Below are 19,524 nucleotides of genomic sequence, written 5' to 3'. Positions count from 1 at the left end.
GCCCTCAGTCGCAGTCGCGGCAGATCGGCTGACCGTTCTTCTCCCGGGCCAGCTGGCTGCGGTGGTGCACCAGGAAGCAGCTCATGCAGGTGAACTCGTCCTGCTGCTTGGGCAGCACCCGGACGGCCAGCTCCTCGTTCGAGAGGTCCGCGCCGGGCAGCTCCAGGCCTTCGGCAGCCTCGAACTCGTCGACGTCCACCGAGGACGTTGACTTGTCGTTCCGCCTGGCCTTCAGCTCTTCAAGGCTGTCCGAGTCGACGTCGTCGTCGGTCTTGCGTGGAGTGTCGTAATCGGTTGCCATGTCGCTCTCCCCCTCTGGGTGTCTGCGGTGTCTCCAGCGCACGTAACGCGTGAGAGGCCGGACTTGTGCCCGACCCGAGGCGGAGATTTTGCCTCACATCAAGGTCTGTTACTCAATCGACACCCAACCGGATCCCCCGAGAGTGATCGGGTTGAATGGCGATGGGGACCGTACACGGTCCTGTCGAGGCACTTCAAAGGCGCCTCACCCTGTACTTCCCGTGATCAAGACCCCTGAAAACAGGGATTTTCCCGGCTTTATTCCCCTGATCATGATCACGGACAGTAGATGGCCGGAAATCCGCCCTTGTGATCGATCACACAGAGGGGAATGTGCCACGCCGCTGGAAATTTCAGCGCAAAGCGAACAGCCTCCGCGTGTGTCGCGATCTTGCAACGACGTCAGACCGGCAGCGTGACCCGCATCACGAGTCCGCCGCCCTCCCGGGGCTGGGCCACGATGTGACCGCCGTGCGCCCGGGCCACGGACCGCACGATGGACAGGCCGAGGCCCACCCCCTTGTCACTGCCCGTCCGCTCGGTACGGAGCCGCCTGAAGGGCTCGAAGAGGTTGTCGATCTCGTACGCCGGAACCACCGGCCCGGTGTTCGCGACGTACAGCACCGCCTGCCCGTGCTGGATCTCGGTGTTGACCTCGACCCAGCCGTCCTCGGGCACGTTGTAGCGCACCGCGTTCTGCAGCAGGTTCAGGGCGATCCGCTCCAGGAGCACGCCGTTGCCCTGGACCACGGCCGGTTTCTGTACGCCCCGGACCGTCACGCCCTTGGCCTCCGCCTCGGCGTGCACCTGGTCGACGGCCTGGGAGGCCACCTCGGCCAGGTCGACCGGTTTGCGCTCGACGATCTGGTTGTCGCTGCGGGCGAGCAGCAGCAGACCTTCCACGAGCTGCTCGCTGCGCTCGTTGGTGGCCAGCAGCGTCTTGCCCAGCTGTTGCAGCTCCACGGGTGCGCCGGGGTCCGAGAGGTGCACCTCCAGGAGCGTGCGGTTGATCGCAAGGGGCGTACGCAGCTCGTGCGAGGCGTTGCCGACGAAGCGCTGCTGGGCGGTGAAGGCCCGCTGCAGCCGCTCCAGCATGTCGTCGAAGGTGTCCGCGAGCTCCTTGAGCTCGTCGTCCGGGCCGTCCAGCTCGATCCGGCGGGACAGGTCCGAGCCGGCCACCGCGCGGGCGGTCCGGGTGATCCGGCCGAGCGGGGAGAGCACCCGGCCGGCCATCGCGTAGCCGAACGCGAAGGCGATCACCGCCAGGCCCAGCAGGGCGAGGAGCGAGCGGCTGAGCAGGTTGTCCAGGGCCGCCTGGCGCTGGCGGTCCACGCACTGGGCGATCGCGGCGTTGAAGTCCGAGATCTGCAGGTTGTTGGTCCCGGTGATCGCCGGGCAGTTGTCGCTGGAGACCCGGATGTTCGTGCCGTCGATGATCTTGAAGAACGGCTGGTTGCCGGTGCTGATGGCCTGGGCGGCCAGCAGGTAGATGATCGAGAGCAGCAGGATGCCGGCGATCAGGAACATGCCGCCGTACAGCAGGGTGAGCCGTATCCGGATGGTCGGGCGCAGCCACGGCAGGACCGGCTGCGGCCTTCTCGGGTCCCAGGTGGGCTTGGGTGGTGCCTGTGGGGGTGCGGGGGTGGTGGCCACGGTCATCAGATCCGGTATCCCGAGCCGGGGACGGTGACGATCACCGGGGGCTCGCCCAGCTTGCGGCGCAGGGTCATCACGGTCACGCGCACGACGTTGGTGAAGGGGTCGGTGTTCTCGTCCCACGCCTTCTCGAGGAGCTGCTCGGCGGAGACCACCGCGCCCTCGCTGCGCATCAGCACCTCCAGCACCGCGAACTCCTTCGGCGCGAGCTGGACCTCCTTGCCGTCGCGGAAGACCTCGCGGCGGTTCGGGTCCAGCTTGATGCCGGCGCGCTCCAGGACGGGGGGCAGCGGCACGCTGGTACGGCGGCCCAGGGCGCGTACGCGCGCGATGAGCTCGCTGAAGGCGAAGGGCTTGGGGAGGTAGTCGTCGGCGCCGATCTCCAGGCCCTCGACGCGGTCGCTGACGTCACCGGAGGCGGTCAGCATCAGCACGCGGGTGGGCATGCCGAGTTCGACGATCTTGCGGCAGACGTCGTCGCCGTGCACGAGGGGGAGGTCGCGGTCGAGGACGACCACGTCGTAGTCGTTGACGCCGATGCGCTCCAGGGCGGCCGCACCGTCGTACACGACGTCGACGGCCATGGCCTCCCGGCGCAGTCCGGTGGCCACCGCATCGGCGAGCAGTTGCTCGTCCTCGACGACGAGTACGCGCACGTCGCTTGTCCTTCCTCTGTCCACCCGCGCAGCGCGCACCGGCGCACCCGGGCGGGGGTCTCCATGGGATGTGTGACCTCCATCCTGCCCTTTTCGGCCATAAGTCGGCAGTAAGACGGGGACCCGGGCAGCCGGATCCGAGGCGGCCGGGCGGGAATGCGGGATTTTCTCCTGCGGTTGAGGTTTCCACGGAGAGGAGCGGGGGGAGGACGGCATGTACACCCCGCGATCACGCTCTGCATGTGCCGCAGCACCATGCGGTACGTACACCGCCGCTACAGCAGAGTGGACGATGGGGGTGTCCGGCGCCGTCGCCGCCCAGCAGGGCAGCGCTGGGCACCCGCGAGAGACGTGATCGCCCCTTCCGAACGGCACACCCCCGTGCCACCGACCCACGACCCAGGACGAGGGGGCGCAGCATGGACGCATTCACCGCAGGACTTCTGCAGCGCATAAAGGCGACCGAGTCCGACATCACCCGGGCTCGTGACGAGGGTGACGACTTCCTCGTCGAAGTGGAGCAGGCCGAGCTCGACGACCTGCGCCGCCTCGCAGCCGAACACGGTGTGGAAGTCGGCGCGACCAGCGTCTGACAGTCCCGCAGCACAGCACCACGAGAACAGGGCCCCGGCGAATCCAGCGCCGGGGCCCTGCCCTTGCCTGATCCCTTCCCCCGCATCGGCGTTCGATTCCTGCCGACCGTCAAGCCCCGAGATCTTTTTCCCGGACCCTTGCGAGACCGATGCCCAGAGCTCTGAGCGCTCCGCTGGAGGTGCCACGAGAGGCGCTTCGGCCGACCGCGGCGCCGTCGTGGCTGATCGCGCAGTTCCCCGCGCCCCTGCGGGGCGCGGACCCCGCAGCGGACTTCCTCTCCCGTCGCGGCGGGCGGCGGGTTTCAGTCGTGCCAGGCTCCGAAGTCCTCCAGGAGGCGCTGGAGGGGCTCGAAGACGCCGGGGGTGCCGGCGACCGTCAGGGAACGTGCGGGGCGTTCTCCGGGGCGGCCGCCGGTCAGGGCGCCGGCCTCACGGGCGATGAGGTCGCCCGCTCCCCAGTCCCAGGCGTTGAGGCCGCGCTCGTAGTAGCCGTCCAGCCGGCCGCAGGCCAGGTCGCACAGGTCGATCGCCGCCGACCCGCCGCGCCGGATGTCCCGGAGCAGCGGGATCAGCCGGGCCGCGACCTCGGCCTGGTGGGTGCGCACGGCGGTGACGTAGTTGAAGCCGGTCGACACCAGCGCCTGGTCCAGCGGCGGCGCCGGGCGGCAGCGCAGCTCACGCTCGCCCTCCCACGCCCCGGTCGCCCACGCCCCGCCACCGCGCACCGCGTGGTACGTCTCGCCGCGCATCGGGGCCGCCACGACGCCGACCACGGTCTCCCCGTCCTGCTCGGCGGCGATGGAGACGGCCCAGGTCGGCAGCCCGTACAGGTAGTTCACCGTGCCGTCGAGCGGGTCGATCACCCAGCGGACGCCGCTCGTGCCCTGCGTCGACGCGCCCTCCTCGCCGAGGAAGCCGTCGTCGGGTCGGTGGCCGGCGATCAGGTCGGTGATCAGTTTCTCCGCCGCGATGTCCATCTCGGTCACCACGTCGATCGGGCTGGACTTGGTCCGGGCCACGGCGAGGTCGGCCGGGCGGCCGTCCCGCAGCAGCTCGCCCGCGCGGGCGGCCGCCTCCCGGGCGAGGTCCAGCAGGTCCGTGTGCAGGGCGTCGGTCACGGGGTTCCTCACGCGTAGGGGCTGTCGGCGCCCGCGGCGGCGGGGCGGGGGGCGCGGGCCGGGCAGCAGCCGACCGGGCAGACGTTGTGGCTCGCGCCGAGCGCGCCCAGGGCGCACGGCGTGACCTCCCGCCCGCTCTCCACGGCCGCGCGCTCCAGGACCAGGTCACGGATCGCGGCGGCGAACCGCGGGTCGTCCCCGACGGTCGCCGACCGCCGTACCGGCAGACCCAGCTCCCCGGCCTTGGCCGTGGCCTCCGTGTCGAGGTCGTAGAGGACCTCCATGTGGTCGGAGACGAACCCGATGGGAGCCATGACGACGGCCGGGACCCCGGCGCCGTGCAGCGCCTCCAGGTGGTCGCAGATGTCCGGCTCCAGCCACGGGATGTGCGGAGCGCCGGAGCGGGACTGGTAGACGAGCCGCCAGGGGTGGTCGATGCCGGTGCGCTCCCGGATCGCGTCGGCGATCAGCTCGGCCACGTCCAGGTGCTCCTCGACGTACGCGCCGCCCTCGCCGTGCGTCTCGACCGGGCCCGAGGTGTCGGCGGACGCGGTCGGGATGGAGTGGGTGGTGAAGGCGATGTGGGCGCCCGCGCGGACGTCCTCGGGGAGGTCGGCGAGGGATGCCAGCACTCCGTCGATCATCGGCTCGAGGAAACCGGGGTGGTTGAAGTAGTGCCGCAGCTTGTCGACCTTGGGGAGTTCGAGGCCCTCGGCCTCCAGCGCGGCCAGCGAGTCCGCGAGGTTCTCGCGGTACTGGCGGCAGCCCGAGTAGGAGGCGTAGGCGCTGGTGGCGAGCACCAGGATGCGGCGGCGGCCGTCGGCGACCATCTCGCGCAGGGTGTCCGTCAGGTACGGCGCCCAGTTGCGGTTGCCCCAGTAGATCGGCAGGTCCAGGCCGTGCTCGGCGAAGTCCTTGCGCAGGGCGTCCAGCAGGGCGCGGTTCTGGTCGTTGATCGGGCTGACCCCGCCGAACAGGAAGTAGTGCTGCCCGACTTCCTTGAGACGTTCCTTCGGGATACCGCGCCCGCGCGTCACGTTCTCCAGGAACGGGACCACGTCGTCCGGGCCTTCCGGGCCGCCGAAGGAGAGCAGGAGCAGGGCGTCGTAGGGGGTGGCATCGAGCGCGTCTGACATGTGCCGATCCTGCCACCCGGCACTGACGGCCCGGAAACAGGAGCGTGAAGAGTCGGATTCGGGAGGTTTATCCCCGGTGCCGGACGGGTGCAGGACGGCAGTCCCGCTCGTAAGCTGTATCAGCCGCCATCACGCCTTACTCGCACATCTGTCGGAGAGCCCTGTGCCCAGCCCCTACCGCGCCCTGTTCGCCGCCCCCGGCAGCAAGGGCTTCTCCGCCGCGGGCTTCGTCGGCCGGATGCCGCTGTCGATGATGGGCATCGGCGTGGTCACGATGATCTCCCAGCTCAGCGGGCGGTACGGGCTCGCGGGCGCACTGTCGGCCACCATGGCGCTGTCCGCCGCCGCGCTCGGGCCGCAGGTGTCCCGGCTGGTCGACCGGCACGGCCAGCGCCGCGTCCTGCGCCCCGCGACCCTGCTCGCGCTCGCCGCGGCGGCCAGGCTGCTGCTCGCCGCGCACTACGGCGGGCCGGACTGGGTGCTGTTCGTGTGCGCCGCGGGGATCGGCGCGGTGCCGAGCCTGGGCGCGATGATCCGGGCCCGCTGGGCCGCCCTCTACCGGGGCACCCCGCAGCTGCACACCGCCTACTCGTTCGAGTCCGTCGTCGACGAGGTGTGCTTCATCTTCGGGCCGATCCTCTCCATCGGCCTGTCCACGACCTGGTTCCCGGAGGCGGGCCCGCTGCTGGCCGCCTGCTTCCTCGCCGCCGGCGTCTTCTGGCTGACCGCCCAGCGGGCCACCGAACCCGAGCCGCACCCGCGCGACCACCACGGCGGCGGTTCGGCGCTGCGCGCGCCCGGTCTCCAGGTGCTGGTGGCGACCTTCGTGGCCACCGGAGCGATCTTCGGGGCGGTCGACGTGGTGACCGTCGCCTTCGCCGACGAACGGGGCCACAAGGCCGCCTCAAGCGTCGTCCTGGCGCTGTACGCGGCGGGCTCCTGCGTGGCCGGCGCGGTCTTCGGTCTCATGCGGTTCGCGGGGAGACCGGAACGCAGGTGGCTGCTGGGCATATGCGCGATGGCCGTGAGTATGATCCCCCTCCTACTGGTCGGAAACTTGCCGCTTCTGGCCGTGGCGCTGTTCGTTGCGGGCCTGTCCATCGCACCGACGATGATCACGACGATGTCCCTCATCGAAAAGCACGTACCTCGCGCGAAACTCACCGAGGGCATGACCTGGGTGAGCACCGGCCTCGCGGTCGGGGTGGCGCTCGGCTCCTCGGTCGCCGGCTGGGTGATCGACGCGGCCGGCGCCCGTGCCGGGTACGGGGTTCCGGCCGTGTCCGGTGCCGTCGCGGTCGCGGTCGGTTTCCTCGGGTACCGCCGGCTCAGCAGGCCGGTCACGGGTCGGGGAGGCACCGTTGAGCAGTACAGCGAGCGGGAAGAGCGGCACGTGGCGTAACTGGGGAGGAAATGTCACCGTCCGCCCCGCGCGGGAGGTGGTGCCCGCCTCCGTGGACGAACTGGCGGCGGCCGTACGGCAGGCGGCGGAGGACGGCCTGAGGGTGAAGGCGGTCGGCAGCGGCCACTCCTTCACCGCGATCGCCGCGACCGACGGTGTCACGGTCCGCCCTCAGCTGTTGACCGGCATACGCACCATCGACCGCAAGGCCATGACCGTCACGGTCGAGGCCGGCACCCCGCTCAAGAGACTCAACATGGCCCTGGCCCGCGAGGGCCTGTCGCTGACCAACATGGGCGACATCATGGAGCAGACGGTCTCCGGGGCCACCAGCACCGGCACCCACGGCACCGGGCGCGAGTCGGCGTCGCTCGCCGCGCAGATCAGGGAACTGGAACTGGTCACCGCGGACGGCTCGGTGCTGACCTGCTCGGAGAAGGAGAACCCGGAGGTGTTCGCGGCCGCGCGGGTCGGGCTCGGCGCGCTGGGCATCGTCACCGCGATCACGTTCGCGGTGGAGCCGGTCTTCCTGCTCACCGCGCGCGAGGAGCCGATGCCCCTGGACCGCGTGCTGGCCGAGTTCGACCAGCTCCGGACCGAGAACGAGCACTTCGAGTTCTACTGGTTCCCGCACACCGGCAACACCAACACCAAGCGCAACAACCGCAGCGCCGGCCCGCCGCAGCCGGTGGGGCGGCTGGCCGGGTGGTTCGAGGACGAGTTCCTCTCCAACGGGGTCTTCCACGCCGCGCAGTTGCTCGGCCGCGCGGTACCCGCCGTCGTCCCGACGGTCGCCCGGATCTCCAGTACGGCGCTGTCCGCGCGGTCGTACACGGACATCCCCTACAAGGTCTTCACATCCCCGCGCCGGGTGCGGTTCGTGGAGATGGAGTACGCGGTGCCCCGCGAGGCGCTGGTGGACACGCTGCGGGAACTCAAGGCGATGGTCGACCGTTCCGGTCTCAGGGTGAACTTCCCGGTCGAGGTCCGCACCGCCCCCGCCGACGACATCACCCTGTCCACCGCCTCCGCCCGGGACAGCGCCTACATCGCCGTGCACATGTTCCGGGGCACGCCGTACCAGGCGTACTTCACCGCCGCCGAGCGCATCTTCACCGCGCACGAGGGCCGGCCGCACTGGGGCAAGGTGCACACCCGGGACGCGGACTACTTCGCCGGGGTCTACCCGCGCTTCGGTGAGTTCACCGCGCTGCGGGACCGGCTCGATCCGGACCGGCTGTTCCAGAACGACTATCTGCGGAGGGTGCTGGGCCAGTAGCCGTGGCGCCGCCGGCGGAGCCGCCGGGCGTGGGGGCCGTGCTCGGCTCCCCGCTCGCGGACCCGCTCGGTGCCGGTGCCGTGGTCTCCGTGCTCCGCGGGGCGGGGGGCGCCGCCGAGGAGGACGCCGGCGACGGGGTGGGCGACGCGGCCGTACCGTCGCCGGAGCCGGAAGAGCCCGCGGGATCCGGGGAGTCCGGGCCGTCGGAGGAGCCCGAGTCGCCGGAGGTGCCGGCCGACCCGGAGGACGTGGTGCTGCGGGTGACCGCGCCGCTGACCGTCGTGCCGTGGCCGCCACTGAAGCTGGTGCCGGCGACCAGTTCACAGGCCGTGATGCCGGCCATGGTCACCCCGAACACCAGGGCGGCCGCGACGAGCGGACGGCGCCAGGTCCGCACCCGGGCACGGTAGACGGTGCCCTCGTTGAACTCGCCGGAGAACGGGGGCGTTTGCTGCCGGGGGCGCTGGGTTCCGGGTCCGGCCACCGTCGCGTCGCGGAACTGTTCGCCGGTGCGCCGGAAGAAGTGCTGGAACACCGAGCCGCCGCAGGTGGCGATCACACTGACGACTCCGGCGCCCAGGATCGTCCCGTACACCCCGAAGCAGGACGCCAGTTTGGCGGCCACCACCGCGGCCACCGCACTGCCCGCGACCTGGGGCACGCTGAGATCGATCCGCTTCGAACTTCCCTTCACCTCCTCCCCCGTACTGGTCTCGTCGCCGGAACCGGGCCTTTCACGCATTCCCGAACCTTGCCTGCCTTTCCCGCACTTGTTCGATCGACTGCATGAGAAAGGGACGTACGGACGAAACCATTAGTTCCGTTTCTGAGGATTGCGTGAAGTACGCCACGTTCAAGATCGCCCGATACGGGTAAACAACGGCCGGGGAGCGGTTGTTGCCAGAAGTTGGGCGGCGCGCCAATCCACGCACGTGGTCCGAATGGAGTACTGTTGCGAGCCCTGGGTCCGGTCTCCCGCCAGGGCGTCCGAGGCCTTGCAGGACCGCCGGGAGGGGGCTAGTTGCACAGGGTGACGGAGTTGGTCACTTAGCGTTGCGAATAGGTAACCGTGCCATAACGGCGGTGCAGGGCCCGTGCCCGACACGCCGGGCAACTCGGCAAGGTTGTGGCAGGCTGCACCCGGGCAGGCCACACTCGACTAGCGGAAGCAGCGACGCACGTGACGTCGGCAGGCACCACCCGGGAGGTCCCCATGCCCGAACTGCGTGTCGTGGCCGTCTCCAATGACGGCACACGGCTGGTGCTCAAGGCTGCCGACTCAACGGAGTACACCCTTCCGATCGACGAACGGCTCCGTGCCGCCGTACGCGGCGACCGGCCCCGGCTCGGACAGATCGAGATCGAGGTCGAGAGCCATCTCCGGCCACGGGACATCCAGGCGCGGATACGAGCGGGCGCGACGGCGGAAGAGGTCGCGCAGCTCGCCGGGATCCCCGTCGACCGGGTGCGGCGCTTCGAGGGTCCGGTACTGGCCGAGCGCGCCTTCATGGCCGAGCGGGCCCGCAAGACACCGGTGCGCCGGCCCGGCGAGAACTCCGGGCCGCTGCTCGGCGAGGCCGTGCAGGAGCGGCTGGTGCTGCGCGGTGCCGAGAAGGACACCGTGCAGTGGGACTCCTGGCGCCGCGACGACGGCACCTGGGAGGTCCTGCTCGTCTACCGGGTCGCGGGCGAACCGCACTCGGCGAGCTGGACCTACGACCCGCCGCGGCGGCTCGTCCAGGCGGTCGACGACGAGGCCCGCTCGCTGATCGGCGAGTCCGAGGACCTCGCCGTACCGGAGCCCAGCTTTCCGTTCGTGCCGCGCATCGCGCGGCTGCCGCGGGACCGGCCGCTGGACCGTTCCGGCGACCGGGACCGCGAGCGGCCGAGCCTGCCCGCGCAGTCGTCCGACCCGGTCGAGGAGACGATCGGCGAACGGGACTCGCTGACAAGCCTGCTGGAGGCGGTACCGAGCTTCCGGGGCGACATGGTGGTCCCGGAGCGCCCGGTGGAGGTCCCGGAGGAACCCGCGCCGGAACCGGCCGCGGAGGAGCCCCCGGCCCCCGCCGCCTCGGCCGGCTCCGCCTATGCGGACGTCCTCATGCCGCGCTCCGTCGGCAGCCACCGGGACCGGCTGATCGGTGCCACCGACCGCCAGGCCGAGGCCGACGGCGTCCGCCCCGGCCGCCGTGCCGCCGTGCCGAGCTGGGACGAGATCGTCTTCGGGACGCGGCGCAAGAAGCAGGAGTAGGGGCTGAAAGGGCTGACAGGAAAGAGGGGGCACGCGCGCGTGCCCCCTCTTTCCTGTTGCGTCCGTCCCGTTGCGCTACTGCGGGTCGGGGCCGACCGCCACCGGACGGGACGGGTCAGCGGACCACTCCGACCAGGAACCGACGTACAGCGCGGCCTCGATGCCCGCGACGGCCAGCGCCAGCACCTCGTGGGCACCGGAGACGCCCGAGCCGCAGTACACGCCCACCTCGGCGCCCGCCGAGGCGCCCAGGCCCTTGAACCGGTCCCGGAGTTCGGCGGCGGGCAGGAAACGGCCGTCCGGGCCGACGTTCTCGGTGGTCGGCGCCGACACGGCGCCCGGGATGTGGCCGCCGACCCGGTCGATCGGCTCCACGTCACCCCGGTACCGCTCCCCCGCACGGGCGTCGAACAGCACACCCGAGCGGGCCAGCGCCGCCGCCCCGTCCGCGTCGAGCAACTGCCCGGCCCCCGGGGCCGGTTCGAAGTCACCCTCGGCCGGCTCGGGCACGTCAGCCGAAAGAGCGCCGGTCCAGGACGGCAACCCGCCGTCGAGGACCCGCACGTCCGGGTGACCCGTCCAGCGCAGCAGCCACCAGGCGCGGGCAGCCGCCCAGCCCTGCCCGCCGTCGTACACCACGACCGGCCGGCCCGCCGACACTCCCGCACGGCGCATCGCCGCGCCGAAAACAGCCAGGTCGGGCAGCGGATGACGGCCGTTCACGCCGGGCGGCGAGGCGAGTTCGCCGTCCAGGTGCACGTAGACGGCGCCCGGCAGATGTCCGGCCGCGTAGGCCGCCCTGCCGTCGAAGGGCGGGGTACCGGGTGGGGTCAACTGCCAGCGGACGTCCAGCAGGACGGGCGGGTTCGGCCCGGTCAGGCCGTCGGCGAGTTCGTTTGCGGTGATGATGGCTTCCATGGCCCCATCCTTACGCCAGGGGTGGCCGCATCGTCCAGGTACGACTACTCTGCTCGGCCGGACAGGCTCGATCACCGGGCGTACGGGATCGGGCACATGCTGTACAGCTGATGGACACCCGACGGCAATCGACCGGAAACGGGCGAGAAACGGCAGACCAGGCATCCTCGCGGCAAAGCCGCCCCACGGCCGTGGACGCAGGACGCCACGGAGGGTGCGAGCATCGGCACGGGGCGTGCCCGCGGTGGCGGCACAGCCGGTCCGGAGAGCGGAAGCGACACGGCCACCGCGAGGGGCCGAGGAGAGAGTGACGATGACCGAGGTACGGGGAGCGGCCGGCCCGAACGGCGACACGCACGCTCGGCGCGCGCCCGGCACCCCCTGCTGGGTGAGTCTGATGGTGCACGGCTTGACCGCGACGGAGGAGTTCTACGGAGCCCTGTTCGGCTGGGAGTTCGAGCCCGGCCCGCAGCAGCTCGGCCCGTATGTCCGGGCGCTGTTCGACGGGCGGGAGGTCGCGGGCATCGGGCAGCTGCCGCCGGACCTGCATCTGCCGATCGCGTGGACGCCGTACTTCGCCTCGGACGACGTGGACCTGACGGCCGAGACGGCCCGGCTGTGCGGCGGCACGGTGGGCGTCGGCCCGCTGGACGCGGCCGAGGCGGGGCGGATGGCCATCGCCTCCGACCCCTCGGGCGCGGTGTTCGGCATCTGGCAGGGATCGGCCCATCCCGGCACGTCCCTGACCGGTGTCCCGGGCACACCGGTCTGGGACGAGCTGCTCACCTTCGAGACGTCGAGCGTCGCCAAGTTCTACGCGGCGGTGTTCGGTTACGAGGAGGAGCCGGTGGTCTCCGCCGCCTTCGACTACGTGACCCTGCACGTCGGGGGCCGCCCGGTGGCAGGCATCCACGGAGTCGGCCTCGCGCTGCCCCGAGGCCGGGGGCCGCACTGGCTGACGTACTTCGAGGTGGCCGACACGGACGCGACCCTGCGGGAGGTCGCCGAGCTCGGCGGGCAGGTGCTGAAGCCGGCCCGGGACAGCGCGCACGGGCGGGTCGCGACGGTGGCCGACCCCGAGGGTGCGGTCTTCTCGGTGGTCCAGAGCCCGCACTGAGCCGCCGCCGGGGCGGGACGGCGCGGGTCCGCCCGTCCCGCCCCGCGGACACGCGGGAACGGACGGGAACGGAACGGATGGGGGGCCGCCCGCAGGATCAGGTGGTGACGCCGCCGTCGACGACCAGGTCATGGCCGACGACGAAGCTCGACTCGTCGGACGCCAGCCAGAGCACCGCGTTGACGATCTCGTCCGTGGTCGCGACACGGGCGATCGGAACCGTCGTGGCAAGCCGGGCCGCGCGATCGGCGTCGGTCTCGCCGGGGCGAAGCGACATTCCGGTGTCCGTGGCACCGGGGCTCACGGCGTTGATGCGCACGTTGTCCTTGATGTGGTCCAGGGCGGCGACCCGGGTGAGGGTGCTCACGGCGGCCTTGGACGCGGCGTAGGCGGCCATGCCGGGGCGGCGCCCGTGGTATCCGATGTTGGACGCGGTGTTGACGATGACACCGCCGCCGTGCGCCCGCATGTACCGGATCTCCTGCTGCATGCTGAGCAGGACACCGTTCAGGTTGACGTCCAGCACGGACTGCCACACCGACAGGTCCAGGTCGGCGACCGGGCTGGGCCTGCCGAAGACGCCCGCGTTGTTGTGCGCGACGTGCAGCCCGCCGTGGCGCTCCACCGTGGTGCGCACCAGGCGTTCCATGTCCTCGGGCCGGGTGACGTCGGCGACGACGGCGGCGGCCGTGCCGCCGTCCTCTGCGACGAGCCGCACGGTCTCCTCGATGGACTGCGCCCGGGCCCCGGCGGCGACCACGGTGGCACCCTCACGGGCGAAGGCCCTGGCGCTGGCCCGGCCGATGCCGGCTCCGGCCCCGGTGACGACGACGACCTTGTCCTTGAAACGGGCGGTCATGGAGGCTGCTCCTTTGCGCGAGGCCGGATCAGGCGGCCGGAATCAGTCGGAGGTCACCGGCAGGACGTCCGGCGAGAGCGCGCCGGCGTGGGCGGACGCGCTGGTCACCCGGCGGCGGTGGTGGCGCCGGCACAGCACCTCGTAGCCGACCTCTGCCGCGGGACTGCTCACGTCACCGACGACGACCTGTTCGCCTTCCACCACCATCTCACCGCCCACCGTCCGGGCGTTGTGCGTGGCCCGCGCCCCGCACCAGCACATCGCCTCCACCTGAAGCGTCTCCAGGCGGTCCGCCAGCTCGATCAGCCGCCGCGAGCCGGGGAAGAGCTTCGTGCGGAAGTCGGTGGTGATGCCGAAGGAGAAGACGTCCAGGCCCAGGTCGTCCACGACCCGCGCCAGCTGGTCGATCTGGTCCGGCTCCAGGAACTGCGCCTCGTCGACGATCAGGTAGTCGACCCTGCCGCCCTGCGAGACCCGGTCGACGACATGGGCGTACAGATCCATGCCCGGCACCGCCTCCACCGCGTCGGTCACCAGACCGAGCCGCGAGGAGAGCTTCCCCTCCCCCGCCCGGTCGTCCCGGGTGAAGATCAGACCCTGCAGCCCCCTCGCCGACCGGTTGTGCGCGATCTGCAGCGCCAGCGTCGACTTCCCGCAGTCCATCGTTCCGGAGAAGAACACCAGCTCGGGCATGGGGAGTTGAACACCTTTCGGTCAGTGGTGGGGACAGCGGCGGGGGCGGTGTCAGGAGCGTACTTCGAGCAGCGGCACGAGCTGCTCGGCGGGGGTCATCGAGCCGTGGTTGCCGACCATCGCCGACTCCTTGGGCTCCCGCTCCGAGGCGATGATCAGGACGTCGTCGTGCGCGGCCGCGACCACGTCGCCGATCCGGTCGCGGACCCGCCCCTCGAACCGGTCCGGGGGGCCGAACCAGCCGGCCGCGATCGCCTCGTCCCGGGAGGCCACCCAGAACTGCTCGCCGAGCACCTCGCGCCAGCAGGTCAGGACGTCGTTCGCGGCGCCGGGCACCGCGTAGACGTGCCGGGCCCGTCCCTCCCCGCCGAGCAGGGCGACGCCCGCCTTGAGCTCCCAGTCCTCGTCGAAGTCGATGCGGTGCTCTTCGTCGAACGGGATGTCGACCATGCCGTGATCGGCGGTGACGTACAGCGCGCTGCGCGCCGGGAGTTGCTCGGCGAGCCGCTGCACGAGCCGGTCGACGTGCATGAGCTGGCCGCGCCAGGTGTCGGATTCCACGCCGTAGCGGTGCCCGGCGCCGTCCAGCTCGGCGTAGTACGTGTACACCAGGGCGCGGTCGGCGACGGCGAGCTGCTCCGCCGCGAGGTCCATCCGCTCCTCGCCGGTCAGCCGCCCGTGAAACGTTCCGCCGCTGAGCGCGACCTTGGTGAGCGGGGTGTGCTCGAAATGCGGGGAGGACACCTGGGCGGCGTGCACGCCGGCGTCCTGGGCGAGCTGGAAGACGGTGGGGTACGGCTGCCAGGCGGCCGGGTCGGTCCAGGGCTGCCAGCGCAGCTGGTTCATCAGCTCCTGGGTCTGCGGGTTGCGGACCGTGTAGCCGGGCAGGCCGTGCGCGCCCGGCGGCAGGCCGGTGCCGACGGAGGCGAGGGAGGTCGCGGTGGTCGCCGGGTAGCCGGCGGTGAGGGGCCGCCCGGTGCCGCCGCGCGAGCTGCCGAGCAGCGAGGTCAGGAAGGGCGCCTCGTCCGGGTGGGCCTTGATCTGCTCCCAGCCGAGCCCGTCGATCAGGAAGACGCAGTTGCGGTCGGCGGGCGTCAGCTCCGTGATCGACGCGGTCATTCCGGGTACGGCCATGCCCGCGGCCAGGGTGGGCAGCAGGTCGGCGAGGGAACCGCTGCCGTACTCGGGCAGCGGCGCGGATCCGAGGGTGAGGGGTTCGGGATGGTCCCAGGCGGCGTACACCATCAGCGGGTGACGTCCGCGGTCGCCTCGGAGATGGCCTGCGCGAAGGCGAGCGCCTGGCGCACCGTCTCCGGGCCGTCCCCGGCCTCGCTGACCCGCAGGCTGAGGTCGTCCGCCGTGGAGTTGCCGGTGTAGCCGTGGTCGGCCTCGCAGTTGGGGTCGCCGCAGGCGGCGGGCTCCAGGTCGATGCGGGAGACGGCGCCCCAGCCGATGGTCAGCACGATCTCGCGGGGCAGGGTGCCCGGCGTGTACTGCTCCGGGTTGGCCACGACCCGGCTCACCACCACCGACGAGATCCGGCCGAGCTTGACCGACTCGGTGGAGGTGGTCGCGTACGGCGTCGGGGAGGTGCTGTCGGCGGCCTGCTCGTCGGTGTGGCTGACGATGAAGCGGTTGCCGGTGAGGACGAGCACGGTCACGTGCCGCCGCACCTCGTTCTGGTCGAACGTGGTCTCCTGGTGGACCAGGTACGACCGGATCGGCTCGCCGCCGATGGCGGCCTCCACCGCCTCGGCCACGAGGGCCGGGTAGTAGCCGCTGCGCTCGATCGCGACACGCAGCCCCTGGGTCGTCGTACTGGTCTTGGCCATGGCGTCCATCCTAATCCGTGGGCAGGGGGACCCGGGCCAGTCGTGCGCGGTCGCGTCCGGCGCCACCGCGGTCGCCCGCGGCGCCGTCGAACGGCGCCGGGACGTGCGGGTGTTCGTTCCTCGGGGCCTGCGGATCAGTAGGCGGGCAGGGTGCGCGGGCCCAGATCGTCGCGGGCCGGCGGTGGGGCGAGACGCACGGTGGCGCCCAGCACGCTCACGCCCTGCGGGGCGACCACGACCGGTTCCAGGGTGACCGCGACGACCTCGGGGTGGTCGTCCACCAGCCGGGAGACCCTGAGCAGCAGCTCCTCCAGGGCGGGCGTGTCGACGGGGGCCGAGCCGCGCCAGCCGAACAGCAGGGGTGCGGTCCGGATCGAGCGCACCAGGGAGGTGGCGTCCCGGTCGGTGACCGGAACCAGCCGGTGCGCCATGTCCCCGAGCAGCTGCGAGGCGGCCCCGGCGAGGCCGAAGGACACCACGGCTCCGGCGGCCGGGTCGATCACGGCCCGTACGACGGTGTCGACGCCCCGGGGCGCCATCCGCTGCACCACCGGCCGCAGCTCCTCGGGCGGCCCGAACAGCTCACTCAACTCGTCGTACGCCCGGCGCAGTTGCTCGTCGTCCGCCAGGTCGAGGCGGACGCCGCCCAGGTCGGCGCGGTGCCGCAGGTGGGGGGCCGTGGCCTTGAGGGCGACGGGGTAGCCGAGGGCGCGGGCGGCGTCGGCGGCGGCACCGGGGGTGGCGGCGGGCAGTGCGCGGTGCACACCGATGCCGTACTTGCCGAGGAGCCGGCAGGTCTCCTCGACGCCGATGGTGAGCCCCTCGCCGCGTTCGAGCAGCACGCCGATCAGGTCGGCGGCGCCCCGCTCGTCGATGTCGTCGTACTCGGGCACCTTCCCGGGCTCGGCGGCCTCCCGCTGCCATTGCGCGTACTTCACCGCCTCGGCAAGCGCCCGAACGGCCCGCTCGGCGGCGGGGTAGGCAGGGATGAGGCGGGAGTGGGGGTGGGGGTGGGGGGTCTGGGAGGTCTGGGGGATCTGGGGGATCTGGGGGATCTCGGGGGTCTCGGGGGCGAAGGGCTTCGGAGACCGCGGCGGCGTGAGCGACGGCGGCACCACATCTGCGGGGTCCGCGGGCTCCGCAGTGGGCATCCGTCCCCCCGCTTCCGCGGCTTGCGCGGCTCCCTCGGTGTGCAGGCGTTCCGCAGAGCGGAACGGGTGGGCACGGCCATCGGTGCCGGGTGCCGTCGCACCAGCCGAAGGTGCGGTACGGCCCGCGGCCGAAAGCGCCTCCGCCAGCCCTCCGAGCTCCACGTGCACCACCAGCACCGGCTTCCCCGGAACCTCTTCGGCCGCCGAGCGCAGCGCTTCCGCCAGTTCCGCGTCCCCCACCGCCCCCTCACCGATCGTCGGGATGGCCGTGACGACCACCGCGTCGCACGAGTCGTCGGCGAGCGCCCGCGCCAGCGCCCGGTGGAAGTCCGCGGCACTCGCCCGCGTCGTCAGGTCCAGCGGCCGGGCCGGCCGCAGCCCCTCCGCGAGGCACCGGTCGTACGTCAGCAGCCCGAGCGACTCCGAGTTGCCGAGGATCGCCACCCGCGGCCCCGCAGGCAGCGGCTGCCGGGCAAGCAGCAGCCCCGCGTCGACCAGTTCGGTGATCGTGTCGACGCGGATCACCCCGGCCTGCCTGAGCAGCGCGGACACCGTGGCGTGCGGCAGCCGCGTCGCCCGTACCGCGTGGCCCGGCGGCGCCTGCCCCGCGCCCTGCACCACGACGAGCGGCTTCGCCGCCCCCGTCCGCCGCGCGAGGCGGGTGAACTTGCGCGGGTTGCCGATGGACTCCAGGTACATGAGGACGACGTCGGTCTCGGGGTCGTCGTACCAGTACTGGAGGACGTCGTTGCCGGAGACGTCCGCGCGGTTGCCGGAGGAGACGAAGGTGGAGACGCCGGTGGTGCCGGTGACGCCGCCGCCGCGCCGGTGCAGCCGGGAGAGCAGGGCGATGCCGATGGCGCCGGACTGGGCGAACAGGCCGATGCGGCCGGAGCGGGGCATCTCGGGTGCGAGGGAGGCGTTCAGCCGGACGCCGTCCGCGGTGTTGATGATCCCGAAGGCGTTGGGGCCGATGATGCGCATGCCGTAGGTGCGGGCCTGCCGGACGAGGGCGCGCTGGCGCTCGCGGCCGTCGGGACCGCTCTCCGCGTAGCCCGCGGCGAGGACGACGAGTCCCTGGACGCCGTGCTCGCCGCACTCGGTGACGACGTCGGGGACGTGCTCGGCGGGTACCGCGACCACCGCGAGGTCGACGGGACCGTCGATGTCCCGCACGGAGCGGTGTGCCGGCACCCCGTCGACCTCCTTCAGGTCGTCGGGGAAGGCGCGGTTCACGGCGTGCAGGCGGCCGGTGAAGCCGGCGTCCCGCAGATTGCCGAGGACGCTGCGGCCGACCCCGCCGGGCGTGCGGCCGACGCCGATCACGGCCACGGACCCCGGTGCCAGCAGCCGTCGTACCGAGCGGGCCTCCGCGCGCTGCTCGCGGGCGCGCTGCACGGCGAGGGAGCGGTCGGTGGGCTCCAGGTCGAACTCCAGGCGGACGACACCGTCCTCGAAGCTGCGCTTCTGGGTGTAGCCGGCGTCCATGAACACCTTGATCATCTTGGTGTTGGCGGGCAGCACCTCGGCGGCGAAGCGGCGGATCCCGCGCTCACGCGCGACGGCCGCGATGTGCTCGAGCAGGGCGGAGGCGACGCCCCGGCCCTGGTGGGCGTCCTGGACGAGGAAGGCGACCTCGGCCTCGTCGGCGGGCGCGGAGGCGGGCGTGCCGTCCGGGCCAATGCGGTCATAGCGTACGGTTGCGATGAACTCGCCGCCGATGGTGGCCGCGAGCCCCACCCTGTCCACAAAGTCGTGGTGCGTGAAGCGGTGGACGTCCTTGGCGGAGAGCCTGGGGTAGGGCGCGAAGAAGCGGTAGTACTTCGACTCGTCCGAGACCTGCTCGTAGAAGCTGACCAGGCGCTCGGCGTCATCGACGGTGATGGGCCGGACGCGCGCGGTACCCCCGTCGCGCAGCACCACGTCAGCCTCCCAGTGGGACGGGTACTCGTGCCGGTCCTGCGGGTCCGCCGGGGTCTGCATGGGCCCCAGAGTACGGCTCGCGTCCGACAACGGCGCGAGGCAGTCTGTGGAGGACGGACGTCGGACCGAGGCCGCGGTCCGGCGACACGGCCCGGAGGGGCACACGCCCCTCCGGGCACGCTTCACGATATGGGAAACTGGTCTAGACAACCCTGAACACCGAAGGGCAGCATCACATGGCTGAGCGCCGCGTCAACGTCGGCTGGGCCGAGGGCCTCCACGCCCGCCCCGCTTCCATCTTCGTCCGGGCCGCCACGGCCGCAGGCATCCCGGTGACGATCGCCAAGGCCGACGGCAACCCCGTCAACGCGGCCTCCATGCTGGCTGTCCTGGGGCTGGGCGCCCAGGGCGGCGAGGAGATCGTCCTCGCCTCCGACGCCGAGGGCGCGGACGCCGCGCTCGACCGCCTGGCCAAGCTGGTCGCCGAGGGTCTCGAAGAACTCCCCGAGACCGTCTGAGCGACCCGCGCCCGCACGTCCGGGGCCGGGGGGGGGGGGGGGGGGGGGGGCGGGGAGGGGGGGGGGGGGGTGGGGGGGGGGGGGGGGGAGGCGCTTCCCCCTCCCCCCAAAAAAAAAACGGC

Annotated in this window: 19 protein-coding genes; 8 read left to right on the top strand and 11 right to left on the bottom strand. The window is 72.1% G+C overall.

Annotated features, from left to right (window positions below; genetic code table 11):
- Positions 1-4 precede the first annotated feature (4 nt).
- The 3 genes from ACZ63F_RS38300 to ACZ63F_RS38290 all read right to left on the bottom strand — a co-directional run bounded on the left by ACZ63F_RS38300 (position 5) and on the right by ACZ63F_RS38290 (position 2,612).
- Complete coding sequence (locus tag ACZ63F_RS38300) at positions 5-301, bottom strand: DUF4193 domain-containing protein (RefSeq protein WP_003997302.1); 297 nt, start codon at positions 299-301, stop codon at positions 5-7.
- A gap of 401 nt (positions 302-702) precedes the next feature.
- The gene (locus ACZ63F_RS38295) at positions 703-1,953 is read right to left on the bottom strand and encodes a sensor histidine kinase (protein ID WP_457699585.1); all 1,251 of its coding nucleotides are present in this window, start codon (positions 1,951-1,953) and stop codon (positions 703-705) included.
- Between the two features lie 5 nt (positions 1,954-1,958).
- Entirely contained in the window at positions 1,959-2,612 is a 654-nt protein-coding gene (locus tag ACZ63F_RS38290; RefSeq protein WP_003993508.1) for a response regulator transcription factor, read from the bottom strand.
- 419 nt (positions 2,613-3,031) lie between these two features.
- Between ACZ63F_RS38290 and ACZ63F_RS38285 the strand changes: the two genes are divergently transcribed.
- Positions 3,032-3,205, top strand: coding sequence for a hypothetical protein (locus ACZ63F_RS38285; RefSeq protein WP_167450044.1), 174 nt, complete (start codon positions 3,032-3,034; stop codon positions 3,203-3,205).
- A gap of 302 nt (positions 3,206-3,507) precedes the next feature.
- Here the strand turns inward: ACZ63F_RS38285 and ACZ63F_RS38280 are convergent, their stop codons facing one another.
- Both ACZ63F_RS38280 and ACZ63F_RS38275 read right to left on the bottom strand, forming a co-directional pair.
- The gene (locus tag ACZ63F_RS38280) at positions 3,508-4,323 is read right to left on the bottom strand and encodes an inositol monophosphatase family protein (protein ID WP_469718278.1); all 816 of its coding nucleotides are present in this window, start codon (positions 4,321-4,323) and stop codon (positions 3,508-3,510) included.
- A gap of 8 nt (positions 4,324-4,331) precedes the next feature.
- Entirely contained in the window at positions 4,332-5,459 is a 1,128-nt protein-coding gene (locus ACZ63F_RS38275) for a ferrochelatase (RefSeq protein WP_469718277.1), read from the bottom strand.
- A 163-nt stretch (positions 5,460-5,622) separates the two neighbouring features.
- Between ACZ63F_RS38275 and ACZ63F_RS38270 the strand changes: the two genes are divergently transcribed.
- The 5 genes from ACZ63F_RS38270 (at position 5,623) to sepH (ending at position 10,391) form a co-directional block, all read left to right on the top strand.
- Positions 5,623-6,861 (top strand): MFS transporter, encoded by a 1,239-nt coding sequence (locus tag ACZ63F_RS38270; RefSeq protein WP_469718276.1) that lies wholly within the window; start codon positions 5,623-5,625, stop codon positions 6,859-6,861.
- Positions 6,821-8,140 (top strand): D-arabinono-1,4-lactone oxidase, encoded by a 1,320-nt coding sequence (locus ACZ63F_RS38265; protein WP_469718274.1) that lies wholly within the window; start codon positions 6,821-6,823, stop codon positions 8,138-8,140. The genes ACZ63F_RS38270 and ACZ63F_RS38265 overlap by 41 nt, the downstream gene beginning before the upstream one ends.
- Positions 8,141-8,142: 2 nt before the next feature.
- Entirely contained in the window at positions 8,143-8,550 is a 408-nt protein-coding gene (locus ACZ63F_RS38260; RefSeq protein WP_469718273.1) for a hypothetical protein, read from the top strand.
- Positions 8,551-8,649: 99 nt separating this feature from the next.
- A complete protein-coding gene (locus ACZ63F_RS38255) occupies positions 8,650-8,958 on the top strand; it encodes a hypothetical protein (protein ID WP_469718272.1) in 309 nt (102 codons plus the stop codon).
- 395 nt (positions 8,959-9,353) lie between these two features.
- On the top strand, positions 9,354-10,391 hold the full coding sequence (gene sepH, locus ACZ63F_RS38250) for a septation protein SepH (protein ID WP_351960190.1): 1,038 nt from the start codon (positions 9,354-9,356) through the stop codon (positions 10,389-10,391).
- Between the two features lie 75 nt (positions 10,392-10,466).
- On the opposite strand, the gene ACZ63F_RS38245 is transcribed toward sepH, so the two are convergent.
- Entirely contained in the window at positions 10,467-11,309 is an 843-nt protein-coding gene (locus tag ACZ63F_RS38245; RefSeq protein ID WP_469718270.1) for a sulfurtransferase, read from the bottom strand.
- A 313-nt stretch (positions 11,310-11,622) separates the two neighbouring features.
- On the opposite strand from ACZ63F_RS38245, the gene ACZ63F_RS38240 reads away from it, so the two are divergent.
- On the top strand, positions 11,623-12,426 hold the full coding sequence (locus ACZ63F_RS38240) for a VOC family protein (RefSeq protein WP_469718269.1): 804 nt from the start codon (positions 11,623-11,625) through the stop codon (positions 12,424-12,426).
- Between the two features lie 97 nt (positions 12,427-12,523).
- Here ACZ63F_RS38240 and ACZ63F_RS38235 read toward each other — a convergent pair whose 3' ends face one another.
- The 5 genes from ACZ63F_RS38235 to ACZ63F_RS38215 all read right to left on the bottom strand — a co-directional run bounded on the left by ACZ63F_RS38235 (position 12,524) and on the right by ACZ63F_RS38215 (position 18,944).
- On the bottom strand, positions 12,524-13,285 hold the full coding sequence (locus ACZ63F_RS38235; RefSeq protein WP_469718268.1) for an SDR family NAD(P)-dependent oxidoreductase: 762 nt from the start codon (positions 13,283-13,285) through the stop codon (positions 12,524-12,526).
- A 42-nt stretch (positions 13,286-13,327) separates the two neighbouring features.
- A complete protein-coding gene (locus ACZ63F_RS38230) occupies positions 13,328-13,978 on the bottom strand; it encodes a thymidine kinase (protein ID WP_469718266.1) in 651 nt (216 codons plus the stop codon).
- A 51-nt stretch (positions 13,979-14,029) separates the two neighbouring features.
- Positions 14,030-15,223 carry an alkaline phosphatase family protein gene (locus ACZ63F_RS38225; RefSeq protein ID WP_469718265.1) on the bottom strand — a complete coding sequence of 398 codons (1,194 nt, stop codon included), beginning with the start codon at positions 15,221-15,223 and terminating at the stop codon, positions 14,030-14,032.
- Positions 15,223-15,819 carry a DUF5998 family protein gene (locus ACZ63F_RS38220; RefSeq protein WP_093498645.1) on the bottom strand — a complete coding sequence of 199 codons (597 nt, stop codon included), beginning with the start codon at positions 15,817-15,819 and terminating at the stop codon, positions 15,223-15,225. The genes ACZ63F_RS38225 and ACZ63F_RS38220 overlap by 1 nt, the downstream gene beginning before the upstream one ends.
- A 125-nt stretch (positions 15,820-15,944) precedes the next feature.
- Entirely contained in the window at positions 15,945-18,944 is a 3,000-nt protein-coding gene (locus tag ACZ63F_RS38215; RefSeq protein ID WP_469718263.1) for a bifunctional acetate--CoA ligase family protein/GNAT family N-acetyltransferase, read from the bottom strand.
- A gap of 176 nt (positions 18,945-19,120) precedes the next feature.
- Here ACZ63F_RS38215 and ACZ63F_RS38210 point away from each other — a divergent pair, with 176 nt between their 5' ends.
- Complete coding sequence (locus ACZ63F_RS38210) at positions 19,121-19,402, top strand: HPr family phosphocarrier protein (protein WP_007385204.1); 282 nt, start codon at positions 19,121-19,123, stop codon at positions 19,400-19,402.
- The last annotated feature ends 122 nt before the right edge of the window (positions 19,403-19,524 follow it).

It is taken from the genome of Streptomyces sp. NPDC104761 (genome assembly GCF_055583445.1).
The sequence above is the reverse complement of the archived record's forward strand: the minus strand, read 5'-3'. Positions and strand labels throughout refer to the sequence as shown.